This window comes from Micromonospora cremea (assembly GCF_900143515.1).
Classification (GTDB): domain Bacteria; phylum Actinomycetota; class Actinomycetes; order Mycobacteriales; family Micromonosporaceae; genus Micromonospora; species Micromonospora cremea.
On the sequence record NZ_FSQT01000002.1, the window covers coordinates 1,678,892 to 1,698,088 of the forward strand.

The following is a 19,197-nucleotide window of genomic DNA, read 5'->3' on the forward strand; positions in this document are numbered from 1 at the left end:
GCACGACCACGGTGGGCGACCCCATCCGGATCATCCCGATCAGGCATGCCGACCCGGGCGGCGGGTAGAGCAGCGGCATGCAGACCTTCCTCCCGTACCCGGACTTCCTGGCCAGCGCCCGCACGCTGGACCAGAAGCGGCTGGGCAAGCAGCGGGTGGAGGCCATCCAGGTGCTGCGCGGGCTCACCCGTCCCGGGTACGGCTGGCGGAATCACCCGGCGGTGAAGATGTGGGCCGGGTACGAGGAGGCGCTCACGCGCTACGGCCTGGACATGTGCGCGGTCTGGTCGGAGCCGGGGAGGGCCGACACCTGCGCCAGCACGCTGACCGTCGACCTCGCCGCCGCCTGTGGTGCCGGCGTCGTGCGTACCCAGGACGAGCTGGCCCGGGCCGATGAGCTGCCTCCCTGGCTGGGCCGCGACGACCTGCACCTGAGCCACCGTTCGTCCCTGCTGCGCAAGGACCCCACGCACTACCGCCCGATCTTCGGCGACGACGTTCCCCCGGACCTGGAGTACGTCTGGCCCGCCTCGGACCGTCCCCGCCGCTGCCTACCGCCCGACTGACCGGTTGGTGCGGCAGACTGGAGGCTCCGCCGGCCCGGGGAGATGCTCATGGCGCTGTCGCAAGTGGTGGGTCGGCTCATCGGCGTACGCCAGCACCAGGTTGAACCCGGGGGCGGTGGCGCCGACCGAGTGCCGGGACCGGTCGCGGCGGTGGTGGTGGGTGGCGGCATCGCCGGCATGTCGGCGGCCGTGGTGCTGGCCGAGCGCGGTGTGGCGGTGACGGTGCTGGAGGCGGCACCCACCATCGGTGGGCGGCTGGGGGCCTGGCCGGAGGCGCTCGCCGACGGCGGCCAGCAGAACGAGCACGGCTTCCACGCGTTCTTCCGGCAGTACTACAACTGGCGGTCGATCCTTCGCCGCGTCGACCCCGACCTGGGCTTTCTGAAGCCGATCCCGGGTTATCCGATCCTGAGTGCGCAGTGGCCGACCGAGGAGTTCGGCAAGCTGCCGCCCGCATCGCCGGCGAACCTGCTCGCGCTGCTGCTGCGCAGCCCCAGCCTGCGCCTGGCCGACCTCCGGTTGATGGACCGGGACGCCGCGCTGCCGCTGCTCAGCTACGACCCGGTCCGCACCTACGCCGAACTGGACGACACCACGGCCGACCAGCTGCTGGCCTCGCTGCGGCTGCCGGACCGGGCCCGGGCGATGCTGTTCGAGGTCTTCTCACACTCGTTCTTCAACCACGAGGCGGAGATGTCCGCCGCCGAGATGGTCGCCCAGTTCCACTTCTACCTGCTCGGCAACCCGGAAGGGCTGGCCTTCGACTGCCCGGACGAGGATTACGGCACCGCGATCTGGGAGCCGCTGACCCGGCACGTGGAGAAGCACGGCGGTCGGGTGCTCACCGGGGCCGCCGCGACCGGGGTGCACCGCGACGCCGACGGCTGGCGGGTGACGACCGCCGACGGCGGCAGCCATTTGGCGGGCCATGTGGTGCTCGCCGTCGACCCGCCGGCGCTGGCCGCGCTGGTCACGGCCTCTCCGGACCTGGCCGAACAGGCACCGGAGCTGGTGGCGCGGATGCCCGCGTTCGGCACGCCCGGCCCGCCGTACGCGGTGGCCCGGTACTGGTGCGACGGGGACGTGGCCGCCGGTCGGGCGGTGTTCAGCGGGGTGTCCCGGCAGCCCACGTTGGACTCGGTGACGCTCTACCACCGGCTGGAGACCGAGTCGCGGCGCTGGGCACGGCGGACCGGCGGGTCGGTGATCGAGCTGCACGCGTACGCCTGCGAGCCGGGAGTGCCGGCCGAGGAGCTGGCCGAGCGGATGCGCCGTGAGCTGGTGGCGCTCTGGCCGGAGGCCGCCGGCCTGCGGGTCCGTGAGCTCCGTGCCCGGGTCGAGGCGCAGGCGCCGGCGTTCAGTCCGGGCAGCCACGCCTGGCGACCGGGGGTACGCACCGACGCGAGCGGCCTCTACCTGGCCGGAGACGGGATCGCCACGGACTTCCCGAGTGCGCTGATGGAACGCTCCGCGGCGACCGGGATCGTCGCCGCGAACCACATCCTGCGCGCGGAGGGCGGCGCAGCCGAGCCGGTGCGGTCGATCCGGCCCCGGGGCCTGCTGGCCGGGCGAGGCACGGCAACCTAACAAAGCGGGCATATGCCGCGCCGCGCTGCCGTAATCTGGGTTGATCATCCGTCGATCGACCGGGCGGGAGGGCAGCGGGGATGTCGCCACTGCACCGCGCCGACACGCAGAGCGGAGCACCGGTCGAGGAGTTCGGCCGGGACGACGCGTACCCGCTGATCCGCGACGAGCGGGCCTGCATCGTCACCGCCCTGCGGCTGGGCTGGTGGATGGCGGACGCGTACCACCAGGCACAGCACGCCGAGCCCGGCCCGGCCGCCGAGGACCGTTCTCCCGGCCCACCGGCCAAGCTCTCCAACTTCACCGAGATGTCCGCGCCCCGACGGATGCGGATGTACCTCGACGGAGTGGACGTTGCCCTCGGCCAGATCGCCGAGCTCACCCGGCACACCGGGCCACTACCGGACACCTCGGCCACCCGGGCCCGGCTACCCGACCTGGACCGATCCGGCCCGGTCGACCCGGGGCCGCTGCTGCTCGCCCTCGACGAGCTCAACATGGAGGTGCTGCGCTGGGCGATGGCCACCAACCACCGGGTCGGGCTCGCCTACCGGGTGGGTCGGTCGCTGGCCGACACCGTCCGGTCCGGCGACGCCGCCCAGCTGGCACAGCGCTTCGGCGGCCGGCAGATCCAGATCAGCCGGTGGCTGGAGGAGTTGGCCACCGTGCTGCCGCCGTACTCGGCCGCTGTGGTGCGCCGCTCGCTGGCGACCTGGGCGACCGCGGTGGACCAGGCCGGCCGGGCCGACCTGACCGCGCCGACCCTCGCCGAGCTGGCCGGAGAGCTGCGCAACCAGGGCGACCTGTGGCGCGGCGTGCTCACCGGCGGGCTGCACCCGCGTGACCTGCTCGACGAGGAGGACTACGCGGTGGTCGCCCGGAACCTGATCATTCGGGACCGCCGGCTGGTGGCGCAGGCGGCACGGGGCATCTTCTGGCCGGTGCTGGTGCCCCTGCTGGCGGTGCTCTTCGCGGTGGTCGGGGTGAGCGCCGCCGCAGCGGCCGGCTCGCCGACCACCCGGGCCGCGGTCGCCCTGCTGGGCCTCGGTGCCGGGCTGGCAGCTATCTGGCGGTCGGTCTCCGGGCCCGCGCTGGCGGTCGCCGGCGAGGTCAACCGGCCACTGCTGGACAGCGAACTCGCCGCGCGGATGGCCGTGCGGGTGGACCGCCCGCTGGCCACCGCCCGGCAGACGGCGGCGGCCACCGCCCGCAGGAGGCGGCAGCGCCGCCCGGAGGAGCCGGACAGCCGATCGAAATACGTTGCCCCTCTCTCCCGTGCCGACCTACCGTGAGCGCGCAAGGTCAACCACCGCCACGGGAGCAGCTCATGACGATGTCGCACGTCACCACCGTGCCATCAGTGCTGCCCGGCGACGGTTGCCGAGCGGAAGGTCCCCGGGCGGGCCGGCCCGACTGACGCGTACCCGTACGCGCCGAGCCGCCCGTCCGACAGCCGGACCCGGCGGCTCTTTGCTGTCCGGCGCAGTTCGTCCGTCACCACCATGGAGGGAGATCCCGGTGGACGCCGTCCTCGTCATCAACGCCGACCTCGGCCCGCTGCACCGGGTCACCGTCCAGCACGCCGTCCGGATGCTCTGTCGTCGGGTGGCCGAGATCCACGAGGCCGAGCCGGACCAGGTGATCGGGGTCTTCCCGATGCCCCGGGTGGTGCGGCTCGTCCGGTACGTGGTCACCCGCTGGCGCTTCAGTTCCGGACCGGCCTGGTCCCGGGCCGGCGTCCTGCGCCGCGACGACCGCTGCTGCGCGTACTGCGGCGGCCCGGCGTCGACCATTGACCACATCCTGCCCCGCTCACGCGGCGGCCGGAACACCTGGCGGAACACCACCGCCGCCTGCTACGGCTGCAACCAGCGCAAGGGTGACCGGACGCCGGCGGAGGCGGGCATGCCGCTGCGCTGGGAGCCGGTGAACCCGGGCTGGGCGGCGCTGGCCGGGCGGTGACGGACCGGCCGGCGGGAACGGGGGGCCGCGTCGGGGGTACGCCTCCGGCGTGGCACCCGCCGGCCCCCGGTCAGGCGGCACGCTCCTTGACCTTCGGCATCGGGCGGCCGTTGGCGCAGTGCAAACGGATCTCGCTGCGGTGCTCGCCGGAGGTCAGCGCGACCTCGATCCGCTTCGCCGGGCCCGGGTCGTACGCCTCCGCCCGGTAGCCGGGCGCGGGCGTCACCGCGAGCACCTCGGCCAACGCCCCCAGGCAGCGGACGGTGACCGTCCCGCCCCGGGCGTCCACCGGCACCCCCGCCTGCGGAGTCGGCGTGGGCGCGGCGGCGGTCGGAGTCGGGCCGGAGGTCGTGGCGGCCGGGCTCGGGGTACGCGTGCCGCCCGGACTGGTCCGGGCGGCGGACGGCGCTGCGCTGGCCGGCGGGGCAGCGGGCGGGGCTGCGGGTGGGCGGGGATCGGCCGGGCCGGGTGGCTCGGTGGTCCTCGGCATCCCCACGGTGGTGGCGCCGCCCGGCCCGATACCCGTCCGCGGCCGGTCCGCTTCCGGCCGCCGCGTGCCCGGGTCGCCGAGTGACCCGCCCATCGCCAGCGCGGCGACCACCGCGCCGCCGACCGCCAGCACTGCCCGCCGCCAACGCCACGATCGGCGCCGCGCGGCACCGGTCGTCCCGGCTGCCGCACTGCCAACCGGCTCGGCCGGCCGGGTCGACGGAATGTCCACCACCTCGGATGGTCGCACCTCCGAATCCGGTCCGCCCGCGACGACAACAACCGTCCCCCCGGTGGCGGCCGGTTCGCCGCCTGCCTCCGGTCCGGCCAGGACGGCGGCCGATTCGCGGCGGACGGCGGGGTCGCCGGCAGTGAGCAGGATTCGGGCCGCCTCGGCGGCCGGCGGCCGGTCGGCGGGGTCGCGGGCCAGGCACCAGCGGTACAGCCGGTGGATCTCGGCCGGCACTCCGACGATCTCGGGCAGCGGGTCGGGCTCGACATGCGCCGGTACCCCGAGCGTCCCGGTCCGCGTCTCGGGGCGCCGGGGCGGCCGGCCGGTGAGCACTCGGTGCATGAGCAGGCCGAGGGCGTACACGTCGCAGGCCGGCAGCACCTCACCGGCCTCCAGCCGTTCCGGAGCGAGGTAGGCCGGTGTGCCCAGCAGCCGCCCCTCGAAGTCGATCTCCGGATCGCCGACGGCCGCCGCGATGCCGAAGTCGAGCACCTTCGCACCGGTGGGGGTGAGCATCACGTTGCCCGGCTTGATGTCGCGGTGCACCAACTCCTCGGCGTGCGCGGCCGCGAGCGCGGCCGCCACCTCCGCGCAGACCCGCAGGCCCGCGCGGGGTGGCAGCGGCCCGGCGTCCAACCGCTGTTCGAGGGTGTGGCCGCCGAGCAGCTCCATCACCACGAAAGGGACGTGGGCACCGCCGATCCTCGACTCGCCGTAGTCGTAGACGCTGGTGACGTGCGGGTGCGACAGCCTGGCCGCCGCCTTGGCCTCGGCCCGGATCCGCTGCCGGGCGTTGGCGTCCGAGGCGACGAGCACCTTCACCGCCACGTCCCGTTCGAGCACCTCGTCGTACGCCCGGTGCACCGCGGACATGCCGCCACTGCCGAGGCGCTCCAGGAGCCGGTAGCGGCCCGCAAGCAACTGATCACGCTGCACGACGGACAGCCTGCCGTACCACCGCGGCGGGGCGCCAGCCGGGATCGAGATCGTCGAATGGCCGGAGCCGGCCGGCCGCGACCGGTCCGTCAGTCGCCGGCCGGCGGACGCCAGGCGAAGCGGGGCGTACGGCGCTCGGCGACCGCCGCCACCCCCTCCCGGGCCTCGCCGCTGGTCGCCACCTTCCGGTGCCACCAGGCGATCCGCGCCGGCCCGGCCCGGTCGTCCACAATCTCCTTAGCGGCGGCGACGCTCAACGCCGACCGCTGGGCGATCGCCGCGGTGAGGTCGTCCACCCGCGCGGCGAGCCGATCAACCGGTAGCACCTCGTCCGCCAGTCCGATCCGCAGGGCGCGCTCGGCGTCGATCAGTTCGGCGGTGAACAGCAGGTGTTTGGCGGCGGACGGGCCGACCAGCCGGGTCAGCCGGCGGGTGGTCGGCGCCGGGTAGACCAGGCCCAGCCGGGCCGGCGGTACGCCGAACCGGGCGTCATCCGCGGCGATCCGCAGGTCGCAGGCGACCGCGAGCTGGCAGCCACCTCCGACACAGGCGCCCCGGATCGCCGCCACGGTGGGCTTGGCGAAGCGGGCCAGCCGCTCCTCGGCGGCCACCGCGATGCTGGCGTCACCGGCGTCCAGCAACTCGGCGAGGTCACCGAGGTCGGCACCGGCGCAGAAGGCGTCGCCCGCGCCGGTGAGCACCAGCGCCCGTACGCCGGGGTCGGGTTCCAGTCGGTCCAGCAGCTCGGGGAGCTGTCGCCACATGGCCGCGGTCATCGCGTTGCGGCGGGCCGGGTTGTGGATCACCACGGTCGCCACCGGTCCGGTCACCTCGACGGTCAACTCCGCGTCCGACACGTCCGCCCCTTCCCGCGCCACCCGTCCGACGCCGCCGATCCAGCCCTCCGGCGATGTGCGCCGTGCGGCGACCTTAACGACGCGGACCCGGCGACCACCCTTGAGGGTTGGCCGCCGGACCCTCGCGTCGGTCAGGTCAGGAGACGGTGACCGCGGTGTGTGGAAGAAAAGAGAAGGCTCGGGCCGCTCCCAGACATCGACAATGACCGTTAGGGTGAGGGCGGTGACGAGGGAACCGGCGGCCGCGGCCGTGCGTCCGAGCGGCATGAGACCCGCCTCGACGACCGGCGTCACCGTCGCGCTCCTGGCCGCCCTCCTGGCCGGCTGCACCAGCGCCGACCGAGCCCGCACCACCCCGGACCAGCCCCCCGCCACCAGCGGCCCGACCACGACCGGCCCGGCCACCGGCACCCCGCCACCGACCGCCGTCCCCACCACTCCGGGCGCCCCCGCGCCGACCGGCCCCGAGGCCACCGGCAGCGCGTTCACGCGGGTCATGCTGTTCCGATCCGGCGGTTTCGCCGGGCGCGGCGACGCCGTGACCGTCGAATCCGACGGCCGGTGGACGCTGGTGGACCGGGCCGGCGGACGGCGTACCGGCCGGCTCGACCCCGCCAACCTCGGCCGGCTGCGCGGGCTCGCCGCCGACCCCCGACTGGCCGCCGAGGCCGGCCGCCCGACCACGCCCACCGGCTGTGCCGACGCGTTCAGCTACCGGCTGACCGTCGGCACCATCGAGACCGGGTACGTCGACTGCCCCGCCGACCCCGCCCCGCCACCGGCCACCCGGGCGCTGGTCGAACTGCTCCTCCGGGCCACCGGCTGACCGCCGGGCACGACTCGGGCGCTCAGACCAGGTAGTCCGCCGGCAGGCCCGTTCCGCGCAGCTCGGGCGGCAGGTGCGCCACGTCGTTGAAGGCAACCAGGTTCGGCGGTGCGGCCGGGCCGTACCGGATGACGGTCAGTCCCGCGTTGTGCTGATTCAAGCCCAACCACCGTCGCTCCGGCGCGTTCAGGGCGTGCCGGACCAGCCAGGCGATCAGAAAGTTGTGCGTCACGACCAGCTCACGGATCGGCTCGATGCCATCCGCGCCCTCGGTGCCACCGGCGACCGGGCCAGTGAACCGCCGTACCGCCGCCGCCGTCACCCGCGGCCCGTCGACCCGTTCGGCCGCCGAGAACTGGCCCAGGAAGTCGGCGTACGCCGACGGCAGGTCGGCAGGATCGGTGTCGTGCGGGAGGTGGTCGCCGGCAAGCTCGGTCGCGTACACCGGAACCCCGGGCAGCGACGCGGCGACCAGCTCGGCCGTCTCCGCGGCCCGGCGCAGCGGCCCGTGGTGCACGGCGGCGAACGGCCGGCCCCGCAGTCGCTCGCCGAGCAGCCTGGCCTGCCGCCGGCCCCGCTCCGACAGGCCGGCCTCCGACGACTCGGCCGCCGCGTCCTCCTGCTCGCCGTGCCGGGCGAGGTACAGCAGTCGGGTGATCATGTTCCACACCTCAGCACACCGGAAGGCGCGGCTTCCACCCCGCGACTCCCGGTGTACCGACAACCAGCTCAGTCCACCCGGCCGGACGCCGCCCGAGCGAAAGTGACCGACACCCAGAGCCAGCCGGCCGTCACCGCCAGGCCGAAGGCCACCATCACGGCCGGAGCCGGCGGGACTATCAGCGCGACCCAGGCCACCGCGAAGAAGGCCCCGGTCGCCAGGCTGTATCCGGCCCGGCCCCGCGCCCCGCGCCGCGCCGCCCGTCGGCCGACCACCACCGTCGCCGCGATCAGCGACACGAAGGCGACCGCCGCCACCAGGAAGTGCAGGCCGCCGTGCCAGCTGATCTGGCCGGCGCCCCGGGGCGTGCCGGCGGGAAACCCGTCGGCCGGGTCGGCGCTGAAGATGCCCGCGCCCACCAGGCCCAGCCCGTACAGGGCGAGCAGCCGGGGCGGCCACACCGACCCGGTGCCGGCGGAGCGCCGGAGCGCCCCGGCGGCCGCCATGCACAGCACCCCGGTGGCCAGGAACGTGGCGATCTGGATCCAGCCCAGCTCACCGGTGCTCAACACACTGACCGGGTGCCGCCGGACGTCGAAGCCGTCCCGGGTGATCGCCTGGAGCAGCGCCGAACCGGCGAAGATCGGACCGGCGACGACACCACCGACCAGCAACGCGCGGTCCCGGCCGACGGTGGCCGGTCGGACCCCGGACAGCGGAACCGGCTGGCTCATCGGTCCGCCTCTCAGGCCCGGGGGAACATCTGGCCGATGCGGATCCGGTTGCCGAACGGGTCCCGGATGCCGAAGTCGATCCCGTACGGGCGCTCGGTCGGCTCGTCGGTGATCTCGACGCCCTTGGCCACCAGTTCCTCGTACGTCTTGTGGGCGTCGTCAGTGGTCATGAAGAGGGAGCCGCCCAGCGCCCCCTTGGTGAGCAGTTCCCGGACCTGCTCGGCGGTGGCCGGGTCCATCGCCGGAGGGCCCGGCTTCTCCAGCAGGATCTCGCGCTCTGGGTCGCCCGGCAGGTTGACCGTCAGCCAGCGCATGAAGCCGAGGTCCTGATCGGTGTTGAGCTCCATGCCGAGCTTGCCCACGTAGAAGTCGAGCGCCTCGTCCTGGTCGAGGACGTAGATCTGGGAGCGGCTGATCGCGTTCATCGTCATGGGAATCACGCTAGACGTACTCCCTGACCTGCTGCTTATCCAAAACTGCTGGGTCGGGTCCAGGCCTTGGTGAAGCAGGACGGCACGTTGATCGGCACCGAACGGCGGCGGCGGAAGTCCGTGGGCGACTCCCCGACGATCTGCCGGAACGTCCGGCTGAACGTGCCCAGGCTGCCGAAGCCGACGGCGTAGCAGATGTCGGTCACGTCCCGGTCGGTCTCCACCAGCAGCGCCATCGCCCGCTCGACCCGCCGGCGTTGCAGGTAGCGGTGCGGGGTCTCACCGAAGGTGGCCCGGAAGGTCCGGATGAAGTGCGCCTCGGAGACGTACGCGATCCGGGCCAGCGCGGGGATGTCCAGCGGCTGGGCGTACGCCCGATCCATCGCGTCCCGGGCACGCAGCATCGCCCGGTTCGACTCCTCTACCGCACGACTCATCGGCTCGCGTGCACACCCCTTTGGTTGGACGACATCAGCGCGGGCCGGCCACCCGCGTCATGCTGCTGCCACCCAGAATACGGCCGGTGGTGATCCGTCGGGCGGAGCGTCGGTCCGATGTGTGGTCGCGCCCACCCGGCGATCCGCCGGCATGATGAGCAGGTCCGAGCGGCACGAGCAACGGCAGCGGTGATGGTACGTCCACCGAAAAGCGTCGAGGTACAGCTCGACCTGACCCGGGAGCACCTGTCCGCGCACGCCGGCCTGCTGGCCACCGCCTGCGGTGTGCCCGACCTGCGCGCCGCCGTCCCCAGCCCACCGACGGCCTGACCAGGGCCCGCGTCGACGGCTGTCTGCGCTGCGGCTCGTGCTGTCGACGGCGTCCCCGAATGGGACGGTGTGCGCGTGGGGCTGGACAAGAAGACCGCTGCGCGGCTGGCTGAGACACGCCTACGCGAGTGGCGATCCTCGACGACAAGGACGTGCGCCTGGTCGTCGGCAATGACGGCAAGCCGTACACCGTCGTCAGCTACGCCACCGATGACGGCATGGGCCCGATCCGCATGTCCGTCGCCGTGGACGATGGTGGCTTGTCGGCATTGGTGCCGCTGATGCGCGACGAGATCATGAATCCGGGCGGCACCTTCGACACGTGACGTCTTCGTCTCGCTCACACCGGCCTCGACATGGTCGATCGGGCGCTTGGCAAGCCCGATGGGCTGCTGTCGTAACCCGATCACTGTCACGCAGTCGGCCCGCGGCAACGCCAGGTGCGATTCCCTGGCGGAATTGGAGCCCCCGGCCGGGATCGAACCGGCGACATCTCGCTTACAAGGCGAGTGCTCTGGCCAGCTGAGCTACAGGGGCGCGTGCGTCGAGGTCAGCATAGCGACTGACGTCTGGATATCCCGCTGGCGAGGCCTCCCGAGCACGGGAAACGTCAGCAACCCGACGTTCGTACGCCCTCGCCCGGCCGGGCCGCGCGTCGATTGATGTCCGAACGTGCCGGACTGCCCGGATTGCGTAGGCCGTGCGCCACTTCCGGCGCTCCCCCGCCTTGGCAGCGCGGAGAAACCCGTTTACGGTGCAGTGACACGGACGACAGGCCCGGCCGCCCCGCGACCGGCCCGCCGTCCGTTGACCGGCACGGACACGTGCCGGTCGCTCCTTCACTCGGATCGTCCGGCACGTTCCTGCCGGTGAAAGGAAGCGCTTCACCATGGCTACGGTCACTTATTCCAAGGCGTCCCGGATCTACCCGGGCACCGAGCGTCCCGCCGTCAACGAGCTCGACCTCGAGATCGGCGACGGCGAGTTCCTCGTCCTGGTCGGCCCCTCCGGTTGTGGCAAGTCCACCAGCCTGCGGATGCTCGCCGGGCTGGAGGACGTCGACGCCGGCTCGATTTACATCGACCAGCGTGACGTGACCCACCTGCCCCCCAAGGCCCGCGACATCGCGATGGTCTTCCAGAACTACGCCCTCTACCCGCACATGACGGTGTACGAGAACATGGCGTTCGCCCTCAAGCTGCGCAAGACCTCCAAGTCGGAGATCGACCGGCGGGTGAAGGAGGCGGCCGGCCTGCTCCAGCTGGAGGAGTACCTCAGCCGCAAGCCGAAGGCGCTCTCCGGTGGTCAGCGTCAGCGCGTCGCGATGGGCCGGGCGATCGTCCGCGAGCCGCAGGTCTTCCTCATGGACGAGCCGCTGTCGAACCTCGACGCCAAGCTGCGCGTGCAGACCCGTACCCAGATCGCGTCGCTGCAGGCCAAGCTGGGCGTCACCACGGTCTATGTCACGCACGATCAGGTCGAGGCCATGACCATGGGTCACCGGGTCGCGGTGCTGCTCGATGGCGTCCTCCAGCAGGTGGACACCCCGCGGGCGCTCTACGACACCCCGGCCAACGTCTTCGTCGCCGGGTTCATGGGCTCCCCCGCCATGAACATCAAGACCGTGCCGCTGAACGAGCAGGGCGCCGAGTTCGCCGAGCTGCACATCCCGCTGACGCGCGAGCAGGTCGAGGCGGCCCGCGCCGAGGGCGGCGACGGCAAGGTGACCGTCGGCTTCCGCCCGGAGGACTGCGACCTGGTCAGCCCGACCGAGGGCGGCATGCCGGTCGTGGTCGAGCTGGTCGAGGACCTCGGCTCGGACGCCAACGTCTACGGCCACGCCGCGCTGGGTGGCAACTCGGAGCGCTTCGTCGTTCGCACCGACCGGCGCACGATGCCGAACATGGGTGACACCGTGTTCGTCAAGCCGCGCACCGGCCGCAGCCACGTCTTCCACGCCACCACCGGCAGCCGGATCTGACGTAACGCCGTACCGACAGGGGCGGTCCGCTTCGGCGGGCCGCCCCTGTCGCCTGTCCGGACCCAGCCGATCCCGCGGCCGGACACGACGAGGCCCCACCCCCCGGCAAGCGGGGAACGGGGCCTCGACGACGCTTGTCTACTGCTCGGCGGCGCGCCGGCGGGCGACCTCGGCCAGGGTGACCGCGGCGGCGACGCTGGCGTTGAGCGACTCGACCTCGGAGATCATCGGGATGCTGACGGTCAGGTCGCAGGTCTCCCCGACCAGCCGGGACAGCCCGCGTCCCTCGGAGCCGACCACGACCACCAGCGGGCCGACGGCGGCCTCCAGGTCGTAGAGGTCGGTGTCACCGTCGGCGTCCAGACCGACGACCGTGAAGCCGGCGTCGCGGCACGCCTTCAGCGATCGGGTCAGGTTGGTGACCTGCGCCACCGGCACCCGCGCGGCCGCGCCGGCACTGGTCCGCCAGGCGGTCGCGGTGATCCCGGCGGCACGACGCTCGGGTACGAAGACACCCTGCGCGCCGAACGCGGCGGCCGAGCGGATCACCGCGCCCAGGTTGCGCGGGTCGGTGACCCCATCCAGCGCGACCAGCAGCGGAGCCTGCTGCTCCAGGGCCGCGGCCACCAGGTCCTCGAACGGCTGGTACGCGAACGGTGGCACCTGCAGCCCGACGCCCTGGTGCAGCACCCCGCCGGTCATCCGGTCCAGCTCGGCCCGGCTGATCTCCAGATTGGCGATGCCCCGGTCGGCGGCGGTCCGGATGATCTCGTTGATCCGGTCGTCCATGTCGATGCCCTGGGCGGTGTAGAGCGCCGTCGCCGGCACCTGGGCGCGCAGCGCCTCCAGCACCGGGTTGCGCCCGACCAGCAGCTCCGGGCTGTCCTTGGCCGGGTTGGACTTGCGCCCGGGCGTGACCCGGGGGCCGGACCGACCGCCGGGCTTGCCGCCGCGGCCGCCGGTGCCGCCCCGGTTGACCGGAACGCCCCGGCCGCCGCCCTTGCCCCAGGTGGTGTCCTTGGTGCCAGGCTGACCGATCTTGGGGGCACGCCCCTCCTCGGCCGCCGCGCGGCGCTCCTTGTCCTGCTTCCAGGCGGTGCGCTGGGGCAGCTTCTCGGTGCCCGAGTACCCCTTGTGCCACGGCCGCTCGTCGGCGGGCAGGGTGCGCCCCCGCCCGGCCAGGGAGTCCTTGTTCTTGCCGCCGGTGCCCTTGGGGGCGCCCGCCTTCGGCGTCAGTCGCCGGCCACGGCGCTGCGAGTTGCCGGCCATCAGTCCTGCTCTCCAATAGTCCAACGGGGCCCCTGGGGGGTGTCCTCGACCACCACGCCGGCCAGCTTGAGCTGGTCGCGTACCGCGTCGGCGGCAGCCCAGTCCTTGCGGCCCCGGGCCTGTGCGCGCTGCTCCAGGGCCAGCGCGATCAGGGAGTCCACCACGGCACGCAGATCATCCGAGCGGCCGCCACCGGTCCAGGCCGGGTCGAGGGGGTCAACCCCGAGGATATCCAGCATCGCCCGTACCGCGGCCAGGGTGGTGCGGACGGTCACATCGTCGCCGGTGCTCAGCGCGGTGTTTCCGTCCCGGAGCTGCTGTTGCAGCACGGCCAGCGCGGCGGAGGTGTTGAGGTCTTCGTCCATCGCCGCGACGAAGCCGCTCGGCAACTCGCCGAGCTGCCCGGCGCCGACCCGCTCGACGGCCCGCTGCACGAAACCCTCGATCCGGCGGTACGCGGTGGCCGCGTCGTGCAGCGCGTCCTCCGAGTAGTCGATCACGGAGCGGTAGTGCGCGGCGGCGTAGTAGTAGCGCAGCTCGACCGGCCGCACCCCGAGCGAGTCCACGTACGCCAGGTCCAGGGCGTTGCCGGCGGACTTGCCCATCTTGGCTCCGCCGATGCTGAGCAACCCGTGGTGCACCCAGTAGCGGGCGAACGGCAGCCCGGCCGCGTGGGACTGGGCGACCTCGTTCTCGTGGTGCGGGAAGGTGAGGTCGAGCCCGCCGCCGTGGATGTCGAACTCCGGGCCCAGGTATCGCCAGCACATCGCCGAGCACTCGATGTGCCAGCCCGGGCGGCCCAGCCCCCACGGCGACGGCCAGTAGGCGTCCGCCGGCTCCTCGGGTTTGGCGCCCTTCCAGAGCGCGAAGTCGCGCGGGTCCCGCTTGCCCCGGTCGGGGGCGTCCCCGGCCGACTGCATCGCGTCCGGGGACTGACCCGACAGTGACCCGTACGCCGGCCAGGAGGCCACGTCGAAGTAGACGTCGCCGGAGCCGTCGGTGGCCGGGTAGGCGTGCCCGTCGGCGATCAACTTCGTGATCAGCTCGTGCATCTCGGGGATGTGCCCGGTGGCGCGCGGCTCGTAGGTGGGTGCCAGCACGTTCAACGCCCGGTACGACTCGGCGAGGATCAGCTCGTTGGCGTACGCGATGGACCAGAACGGCCGGCCCTGCTCCCCCGCCTTGACCAGGATCTTGTCGTCGATGTCGGTCAGGTTGCGGACGAAAGTGACCTCGTAGCCCGCGGCCAGCAGCCAGCGGCGCAACACGTCATAGTTGACGCCGGAGCGAAGGTGACCGATGTGCGGCGGGGACTGGAGGGTGAGACCACACAGGTAGATCCCCACCTTGCCGGCTTCCCGCGGGACGAAGTCCCGCACCGATCGGGTGGCGGTGTCATACAGGCGTAGCGTCACCGTACAAGGGTAGCCGTCCGCGCCTGTCCGGGTCCGCCGGTGCCGGGTCGTACGCTGCCAGGCGTGGATGCGACCGCACGCCCCGGTGAGCCGCCGGCCAGCCCCAGCGCCCCCGCCGGCCGTGCCGACGCGGTTGGCGGGCGGGCCGGGGAGACGGCACAGACCCTGGACCGGGGATTACGGCTGCTGCACCTGGTCGCCGAGGCGCCGGGCGGGCTGACCGTCACCGAGGCGGCGAACCAGCTGGGCATCGGGCGAGCGGCCGTCTACCGGCTTGTCGGCCCGTTGACCGGGCACGGGATGCTGCGCCGCGACGGCGACGGCCGGCTCCGCCTCGGCGCGGGAGTGCTGCACCTGGCCCGGCGCGCCCAGCCGTTGCTCGCCGAGGGAGCGCTGCCCGCCCTGCGCCGGCTCGCCGAGCAGGCCGGCGCCACCGCGCACCTGACCGTGGTCGAGGGTGGCGAGGGCGTCGCCCTGGCCGTGGTCGAGCCGAGCTGGACGTCGTTCCACGTCGCGTACCGGACCGGGTCGCGGCATCCGCTGGACCGGGGCGCGGCGGGTCGGGCCATCCTGGCCGGCCGAGCCGGGGCGGCTGGACCGGTGAGCAGCAGCGGGGAGTTGCAGTCCGGGGCGTACGGGGTGGCGGCGCCGGTGCTCGGCGTACCCGGATTGGAGGCGAGTGTCGGCGTGGTCGCGCTCGCCCCGCTGGACGTCGACACGGTCGGCACCCAGGTCCTGGCCGCCGCCACAGCCATCACCACCGCCCTCCGCTGACCCACCAGCCGTCCGCCCAGCCCGGCGCGACAGCTTGATCAACTCGGGATCACAGACATCGCGGTAACGCGGTGCCGACGACGACCCGATTTCCAGGAACCCGAGTGGATCACCGTCCTTGCCATACCACGATGGGGAGGCGGACCCGCGGTTGTCCACAGGGACCGACGGGGTGCGCGGGCCAGGTTGTCCACAGGGGTTTCGGCGGTGGATCGGCGGCCGGCACGCTGCTCGGCATGCCACCACGTCCGCACCGTCCCGACGCCCTGACCTGGCAGGTATTCCGCGGCTCCGACGCTGTCCGGGTTGGCCTGCTCACCGAGCATCAACTACGCAGCGCCGCCTGGGTGCGGCTGCGCCACGACATCTACGCCGACGCGCGGCTCGACCGGGACCACACCCTGGCCTGCCGCGCCGCCCTCCTCCGGCTACCGCCCGGGGTGGCGGTCGGAGGCCCGTCGGCCGCATACCTGCACGGTGTCGAACACGCCGCCACCTTCACCGACGACGTTCACGTCCTCGTGCCCAGACCGCTCCGGATCGGCCCACAGCGCGGTCTCCGCGTGCACGTCAACGCCATCACCCCGCCCCTCGACGTCCGGACGCGACGGCTGGCCGCGACCTTTCCGGACACAAGGCGTCCAGCGAGAGGGGGACGTCCACCGGGAGCAGGGCGTCCACCGGGAGCAGGGCGTCCACCGGGAGCAGGGCGTCCACCGGCGGCGGGGCGTCCACCGGGCGTCGGAATGTCACCACGCCCGACACGGCAATCGCCCCGGCAGCGTGCAGTGGGGGCCAGACCGGGCAGCGCGGTGGCGGCCAGACCGGCCGATGAGCGGGAGGCGGCCCTCGCGCCGAGGCCCGTCTGGGACCCGGGCGGCCCGATCCCCCGCTCCGACCCTGGACGGGCCGCCTGGGAGACGGCCGTCTGGCTCGATCCGGTCCGTGCGATCGCCATCGTCGACGCGCTGCTCAGGCAGGGGGTGACCGATCGCGACACGTTGGCCGACGTGGCCGCTCGCAACGCGGACCGGCCGGGTGGGCGACGGGCACGGTGGCTCTTCGATCTGGCTGACGGCGGGGCAGAGTCCCCGCCGGAGTCGCACCTGCGTGTGCGGCTGGTGCTCGGCGGTCTGCCACGCCCGGTCGTTCAACACCCGGTCCGCCTGCCCAACGGCGTCGTCCTGCATCCCGACCTGGCGTGGCCGGAATACCGGGTAGCGGTCGAGTACGACGGGCATTGGCACGCCGACGCAGATCAGCTGCACCGCGACCGCCAGCGGCTGAACCTGCTCGTCGGCGCGGGTTGGCTGGTGCTGCATGTGACCAGCCGACGACTGCACGCCGAGTTCCCGGCGGTGCTCCGTGAGGTGCGCGCGGCGCTCGTCAACCGCGGATGGCGACGGGGATCCCCCGACCCGCCCTGGCAGGATCAGCTCGGGTTCCTGGAAGCCGTGCTGTCCGCCGGACGGTGATACCCCGCCATCAAGGAATTCGAGTCGATCAAGTCCTGGGAACGCCAGCGGGGCCCGGCCGACCAGGGTCGACCGGGCCCCGACGTGTTGCCCTACGGCCGGGCGTTCGGCTTGAGCGGGGTCTTCACCGCCGCGTAGGCGTCGACGATCCCGTACCCGTAGAAGCCGTTGAAGTTGACCCCACCGGCGCAGTAGGCGTCGTAGGTCTCGTCCCGGCCCTCATTGCGGTACTGCTGCAGCCGCGGCTCCGGGCAGGCGTGCTCGGCCGCCGTCCGGTAGAGGTGCTGCTCGACCAGGTCCGGCGACATGCCGAAGCCACCCCGGCGCTCCGCCTTGCCGTACCGGCTGACGATCAGCGCGGCGACGCCGGCGGCGTGCGGGGACGCCATCGAGGTGCCCTGGAGGTAGGTGTAGTAGCCACACTCACCGTTGGCCTTGCACTGCTTGAAGACCAGCGTGGCCACCCGCGGGTCGATGTTGCCGTTGGCGTCCACCCGCGGATCCGGGATGGTGGGGGAGATCGGCTCCTCCTGGAGCACCTTCAGCGGGTAGGTGGAGAGGATGCGGTTCCCCGGGCTGTTGTACGTCGGGGTTCCAAAACCGTCCCGGGCGAAGCCACCCGGAGCGGCGACCGAGGTCTGCTCGGTGCCGTAGTTGGAGTAGTCCGCCTTCTTGCCGGACGGGCCGACGGCCGACACGCCGATCACGTGCGGCCCCTCGGCGGGCAGGTCCCAGCAGCTGTTGTTGTCGATCGGCCGGTCGTACGGCGCAGCGCCGTAGTCCGGGCTGCTGATGTCCGTGCGGGGTGCGCCCAGGTCCTCGTTGTTGTTGCCGAGCGCGCCGACCAGGGTGACGCCCTTGTTGTGGGCGAAGGTCAGCGCCCGCTTCATCGCCTTGATGATGGCCCGCTGCTCGGCCTGGCTCGCCGGGGAGTCGGCCGGGTTGGCGGTGCAGTTGTAGAGCCACGGGTCGACGTAGAACGACATGTTGACCACGTCGATCCCGGACCGGCCGGCGTAGAGCAGGGCGTTGACCACCGGGTTGAGGAAGAAGTAGCCGGAGTCCTGGCCACCCTTCAGCTCCACCAGCGAGACCTTCGGGGCGACGCCGGAGAGGCCGAAGCCGTTGGCGGCGGCACCGATCGTGCCCGCCACGTGGGTGCCGTGCCCGCCGTCGTCGGTGCCCACGGCGTCGAGGCAGCTCGGCACCTCGCAGGGACCGTCCACGTCGGTCAGGTCCGGCGCGAAGTTGCGCGACAGCGCCCAGTTGAAGTTCGGCGCGATGTCCGGGTTGCTCGCGTCGACGCCCGTGTCCAGCACGCCGACGGTCACCCGGCGATCACCCGGCTCGACCTTGCGGGCCTCATCGGCCCGAATCATCTCCAGACCCCAGAGCTTGTCGTCGAGCGGGTCCAGCTTGGCGCCCTTCCTGGCGGCGCCGGCGGCGGCCGCGGTGGGCGGCACCTGCTCCTGCTCGACCCGGTCCAGCATCGGCTTGCGGCCGATGGCCTTCTGCTCGGCGGCGCCGATCAGCGTGGGGGCGGCGGTCGCCCTGGCGGCGAAGTCAGCCCGCTCGCTGGTCACCTGGAACATGCCGACCTCGTCGGACCGGGACACGACCGTGCCGCCGGCCGCGCGGATCGCCGCGATCGCCGTGTCGGCGGCGACGCCATCCTCGGCGACGACCGTGAACGTCCGGGAGTTGGTCGGCGCGGCGCTGGCCGGTACGCCCAACCCCGTCGCCGTAAGTGCCAGCACTGCCGCGGTCGCGACGGCACCGGCGGTGAAGCGCTTGCTCACCACATCGGATCCTCTCGTTGAGGGACGTGGCAGCCATCACACAACACCCACCGGGTTTACGCCAGACGAGCGCCCGTTATGGCGGTGAATCTCTCCTTCATCCACCCAGGTCGACGCGCGACCCACCCAGGTCGAGACGCGCCCTGGGCAGATCGGCCCGCACCGGCGGCCGGTCGGACGACACCGCGCGCAGGTCATCCCCCATCGTCAGCAGGTCGGACAGCATCGCCGGCAGGTCGGCCAGCGCTGCCGGCAGATCGGCCATGGTGGACACTTCGGCGTCGGGCTCGTCCCCCGGCGGGGCGGGGCAGGCCGTGCCGGTTCAACCACACCGATCGCGGGCCGGCACGCCGGGGAGCCACCACGTCGTGCTCCCACGAGTCACCGACGTACCCGATCTGGCGGGTCTCGCCGGCGTCGAACACCACGGTGGTCA

At 73.0% G+C, this 19,197-nt stretch carries 19 protein-coding genes, 1 tRNA gene and 2 pseudogenes; 10 read left to right on the forward strand and 12 right to left on the reverse strand.

Annotated elements, in window-relative coordinates; genetic code table 11:
* The first annotated feature begins 77 nt into the window (after positions 1–77).
* From BUS84_RS21220 to BUS84_RS21230, 3 genes are all read left to right on the forward strand, one after another.
* Positions 78–566, forward strand: coding sequence for an MSMEG_6728 family protein (locus tag BUS84_RS21220; RefSeq protein WP_074315000.1), 489 nt, complete (start codon positions 78–80; stop codon positions 564–566).
* 48 nt (positions 567–614) lie between these two features.
* Positions 615–2,153: an FAD-dependent oxidoreductase gene (locus tag BUS84_RS21225; RefSeq protein ID WP_074318977.1), complete on the forward strand. Its 1,539-nt coding sequence runs from the start codon at positions 615–617 to the stop codon at positions 2,151–2,153.
* Between the two features lie 80 nt (positions 2,154–2,233).
* On the forward strand, positions 2,234–3,445 hold the full coding sequence (locus tag BUS84_RS21230) for a hypothetical protein (protein WP_074315002.1): 1,212 nt from the start codon (positions 2,234–2,236) through the stop codon (positions 3,443–3,445).
* Between the two features lie 65 nt (positions 3,446–3,510).
* Here the strand turns inward: BUS84_RS21230 and BUS84_RS38315 are convergent, their stop codons facing one another.
* The gene (locus BUS84_RS38315; protein WP_159451055.1) at positions 3,511–3,657 is read right to left on the reverse strand and encodes a hypothetical protein; all 147 of its coding nucleotides are present in this window, start codon (positions 3,655–3,657) and stop codon (positions 3,511–3,513) included.
* 14 nt (positions 3,658–3,671) lie between these two features.
* Between BUS84_RS38315 and BUS84_RS21235 the strand changes: the two genes are divergently transcribed.
* Positions 3,672–4,115 (forward strand): HNH endonuclease, encoded by a 444-nt coding sequence (locus BUS84_RS21235; RefSeq protein ID WP_074315004.1) that lies wholly within the window; start codon positions 3,672–3,674, stop codon positions 4,113–4,115.
* A gap of 70 nt (positions 4,116–4,185) precedes the next feature.
* On the opposite strand, the gene BUS84_RS40070 is transcribed toward BUS84_RS21235, so the two are convergent.
* Both BUS84_RS40070 and BUS84_RS21245 read right to left on the reverse strand, forming a co-directional pair.
* Positions 4,186–5,772 (reverse strand): serine/threonine-protein kinase, encoded by a 1,587-nt coding sequence (locus BUS84_RS40070; RefSeq protein WP_244298662.1) that lies wholly within the window; start codon positions 5,770–5,772, stop codon positions 4,186–4,188.
* Between the two features lie 89 nt (positions 5,773–5,861).
* Positions 5,862–6,629 (reverse strand): enoyl-CoA hydratase/isomerase family protein, encoded by a 768-nt coding sequence (locus BUS84_RS21245; protein ID WP_074318978.1) that lies wholly within the window; start codon positions 6,627–6,629, stop codon positions 5,862–5,864.
* Positions 6,630–6,852: 223 nt separating this feature from the next.
* On the opposite strand from BUS84_RS21245, the gene BUS84_RS21250 reads away from it, so the two are divergent.
* The gene (locus BUS84_RS21250) at positions 6,853–7,455 is read left to right on the forward strand and encodes a protealysin inhibitor emfourin (protein WP_074315007.1); all 603 of its coding nucleotides are present in this window, start codon (positions 6,853–6,855) and stop codon (positions 7,453–7,455) included.
* Between the two features lie 22 nt (positions 7,456–7,477).
* Here the strand turns inward: BUS84_RS21250 and BUS84_RS21255 are convergent, their stop codons facing one another.
* The 4 genes from BUS84_RS21255 to BUS84_RS21270 form a co-directional block, all read right to left on the reverse strand.
* Positions 7,478–8,116 carry a histidine phosphatase family protein gene (locus BUS84_RS21255; protein ID WP_074315009.1) on the reverse strand — a complete coding sequence of 213 codons (639 nt, stop codon included), beginning with the start codon at positions 8,114–8,116 and terminating at the stop codon, positions 7,478–7,480.
* A 68-nt stretch (positions 8,117–8,184) separates the two neighbouring features.
* A complete protein-coding gene (locus BUS84_RS21260; RefSeq protein WP_074315011.1) occupies positions 8,185–8,850 on the reverse strand; it encodes a DUF998 domain-containing protein in 666 nt (221 codons plus the stop codon).
* An 11-nt stretch (positions 8,851–8,861) separates the two neighbouring features.
* Entirely contained in the window at positions 8,862–9,281 is a 420-nt protein-coding gene (locus BUS84_RS21265; RefSeq protein ID WP_074315013.1) for a VOC family protein, read from the reverse strand.
* A gap of 35 nt (positions 9,282–9,316) precedes the next feature.
* Positions 9,317–9,718, reverse strand: coding sequence for a helix-turn-helix domain-containing protein (locus tag BUS84_RS21270; RefSeq protein ID WP_074315014.1), 402 nt, complete (start codon positions 9,716–9,718; stop codon positions 9,317–9,319).
* Between the two features lie 192 nt (positions 9,719–9,910).
* Here BUS84_RS21270 and BUS84_RS38320 point away from each other — a divergent pair, with 192 nt between their 5' ends.
* Together BUS84_RS38320 and BUS84_RS21275 are read left to right on the forward strand one after the other, a co-directional pair.
* Entirely contained in the window at positions 9,911–10,048 is a 138-nt protein-coding gene (locus BUS84_RS38320; RefSeq protein ID WP_159451056.1) for a hypothetical protein, read from the forward strand.
* Positions 10,049–10,123: 75 nt separating this feature from the next.
* A pseudogene (locus BUS84_RS21275) lies at positions 10,124–10,374 on the forward strand (hypothetical protein).
* Positions 10,375–10,508: 134 nt separating this feature from the next.
* Here BUS84_RS21275 and BUS84_RS21280 read toward each other — a convergent pair.
* Positions 10,509–10,585, reverse strand: a tRNA-Thr gene (locus BUS84_RS21280).
* A 352-nt stretch (positions 10,586–10,937) separates the two neighbouring features.
* On the opposite strand from BUS84_RS21280, the gene BUS84_RS21285 reads away from it, so the two are divergent.
* Entirely contained in the window at positions 10,938–12,029 is a 1,092-nt protein-coding gene (locus tag BUS84_RS21285) for an ABC transporter ATP-binding protein (RefSeq protein WP_074315016.1), read from the forward strand.
* A 138-nt stretch (positions 12,030–12,167) separates the two neighbouring features.
* Here the strand turns inward: BUS84_RS21285 and rlmB are convergent, their stop codons facing one another.
* Both rlmB and cysS read right to left on the reverse strand, forming a co-directional pair.
* Complete coding sequence (gene rlmB / locus BUS84_RS21290; RefSeq protein WP_074315018.1) at positions 12,168–13,298, reverse strand: 23S rRNA (guanosine(2251)-2'-O)-methyltransferase RlmB; 1,131 nt, start codon at positions 13,296–13,298, stop codon at positions 12,168–12,170.
* Entirely contained in the window at positions 13,298–14,713 is a 1,416-nt protein-coding gene (cysS, locus tag BUS84_RS21295) for a cysteine--tRNA ligase (RefSeq protein ID WP_074315020.1), read from the reverse strand. Before cysS ends, rlmB begins: the two co-directional genes overlap by 1 nt.
* A 63-nt stretch (positions 14,714–14,776) precedes the next feature.
* Here cysS and BUS84_RS21300 point away from each other — a divergent pair, with 63 nt between their 5' ends.
* Both BUS84_RS21300 and BUS84_RS40075 read left to right on the forward strand, forming a co-directional pair.
* Positions 14,777–15,487: an IclR family transcriptional regulator gene (locus BUS84_RS21300; RefSeq protein WP_074315022.1), complete on the forward strand. Its 711-nt coding sequence runs from the start codon at positions 14,777–14,779 to the stop codon at positions 15,485–15,487.
* Between the two features lie 812 nt (positions 15,488–16,299).
* A complete protein-coding gene (locus tag BUS84_RS40075) occupies positions 16,300–16,962 on the forward strand; it encodes an endonuclease domain-containing protein (protein WP_244298665.1) in 663 nt (220 codons plus the stop codon).
* A gap of 92 nt (positions 16,963–17,054) precedes the next feature.
* Here the strand turns inward: BUS84_RS40075 and BUS84_RS21315 are convergent, their stop codons facing one another.
* Positions 17,055–18,761 (reverse strand): S8 family serine peptidase, encoded by a 1,707-nt coding sequence (locus tag BUS84_RS21315; protein ID WP_074318979.1) that lies wholly within the window; start codon positions 18,759–18,761, stop codon positions 17,055–17,057.
* Positions 18,762–18,993: 232 nt separating this feature from the next.
* A pseudogene (locus tag BUS84_RS21320) lies at positions 18,994–19,162 on the reverse strand (HAD family hydrolase); the annotation flags it as partial.
* Positions 19,163–19,197 lie beyond the last annotated feature (35 nt).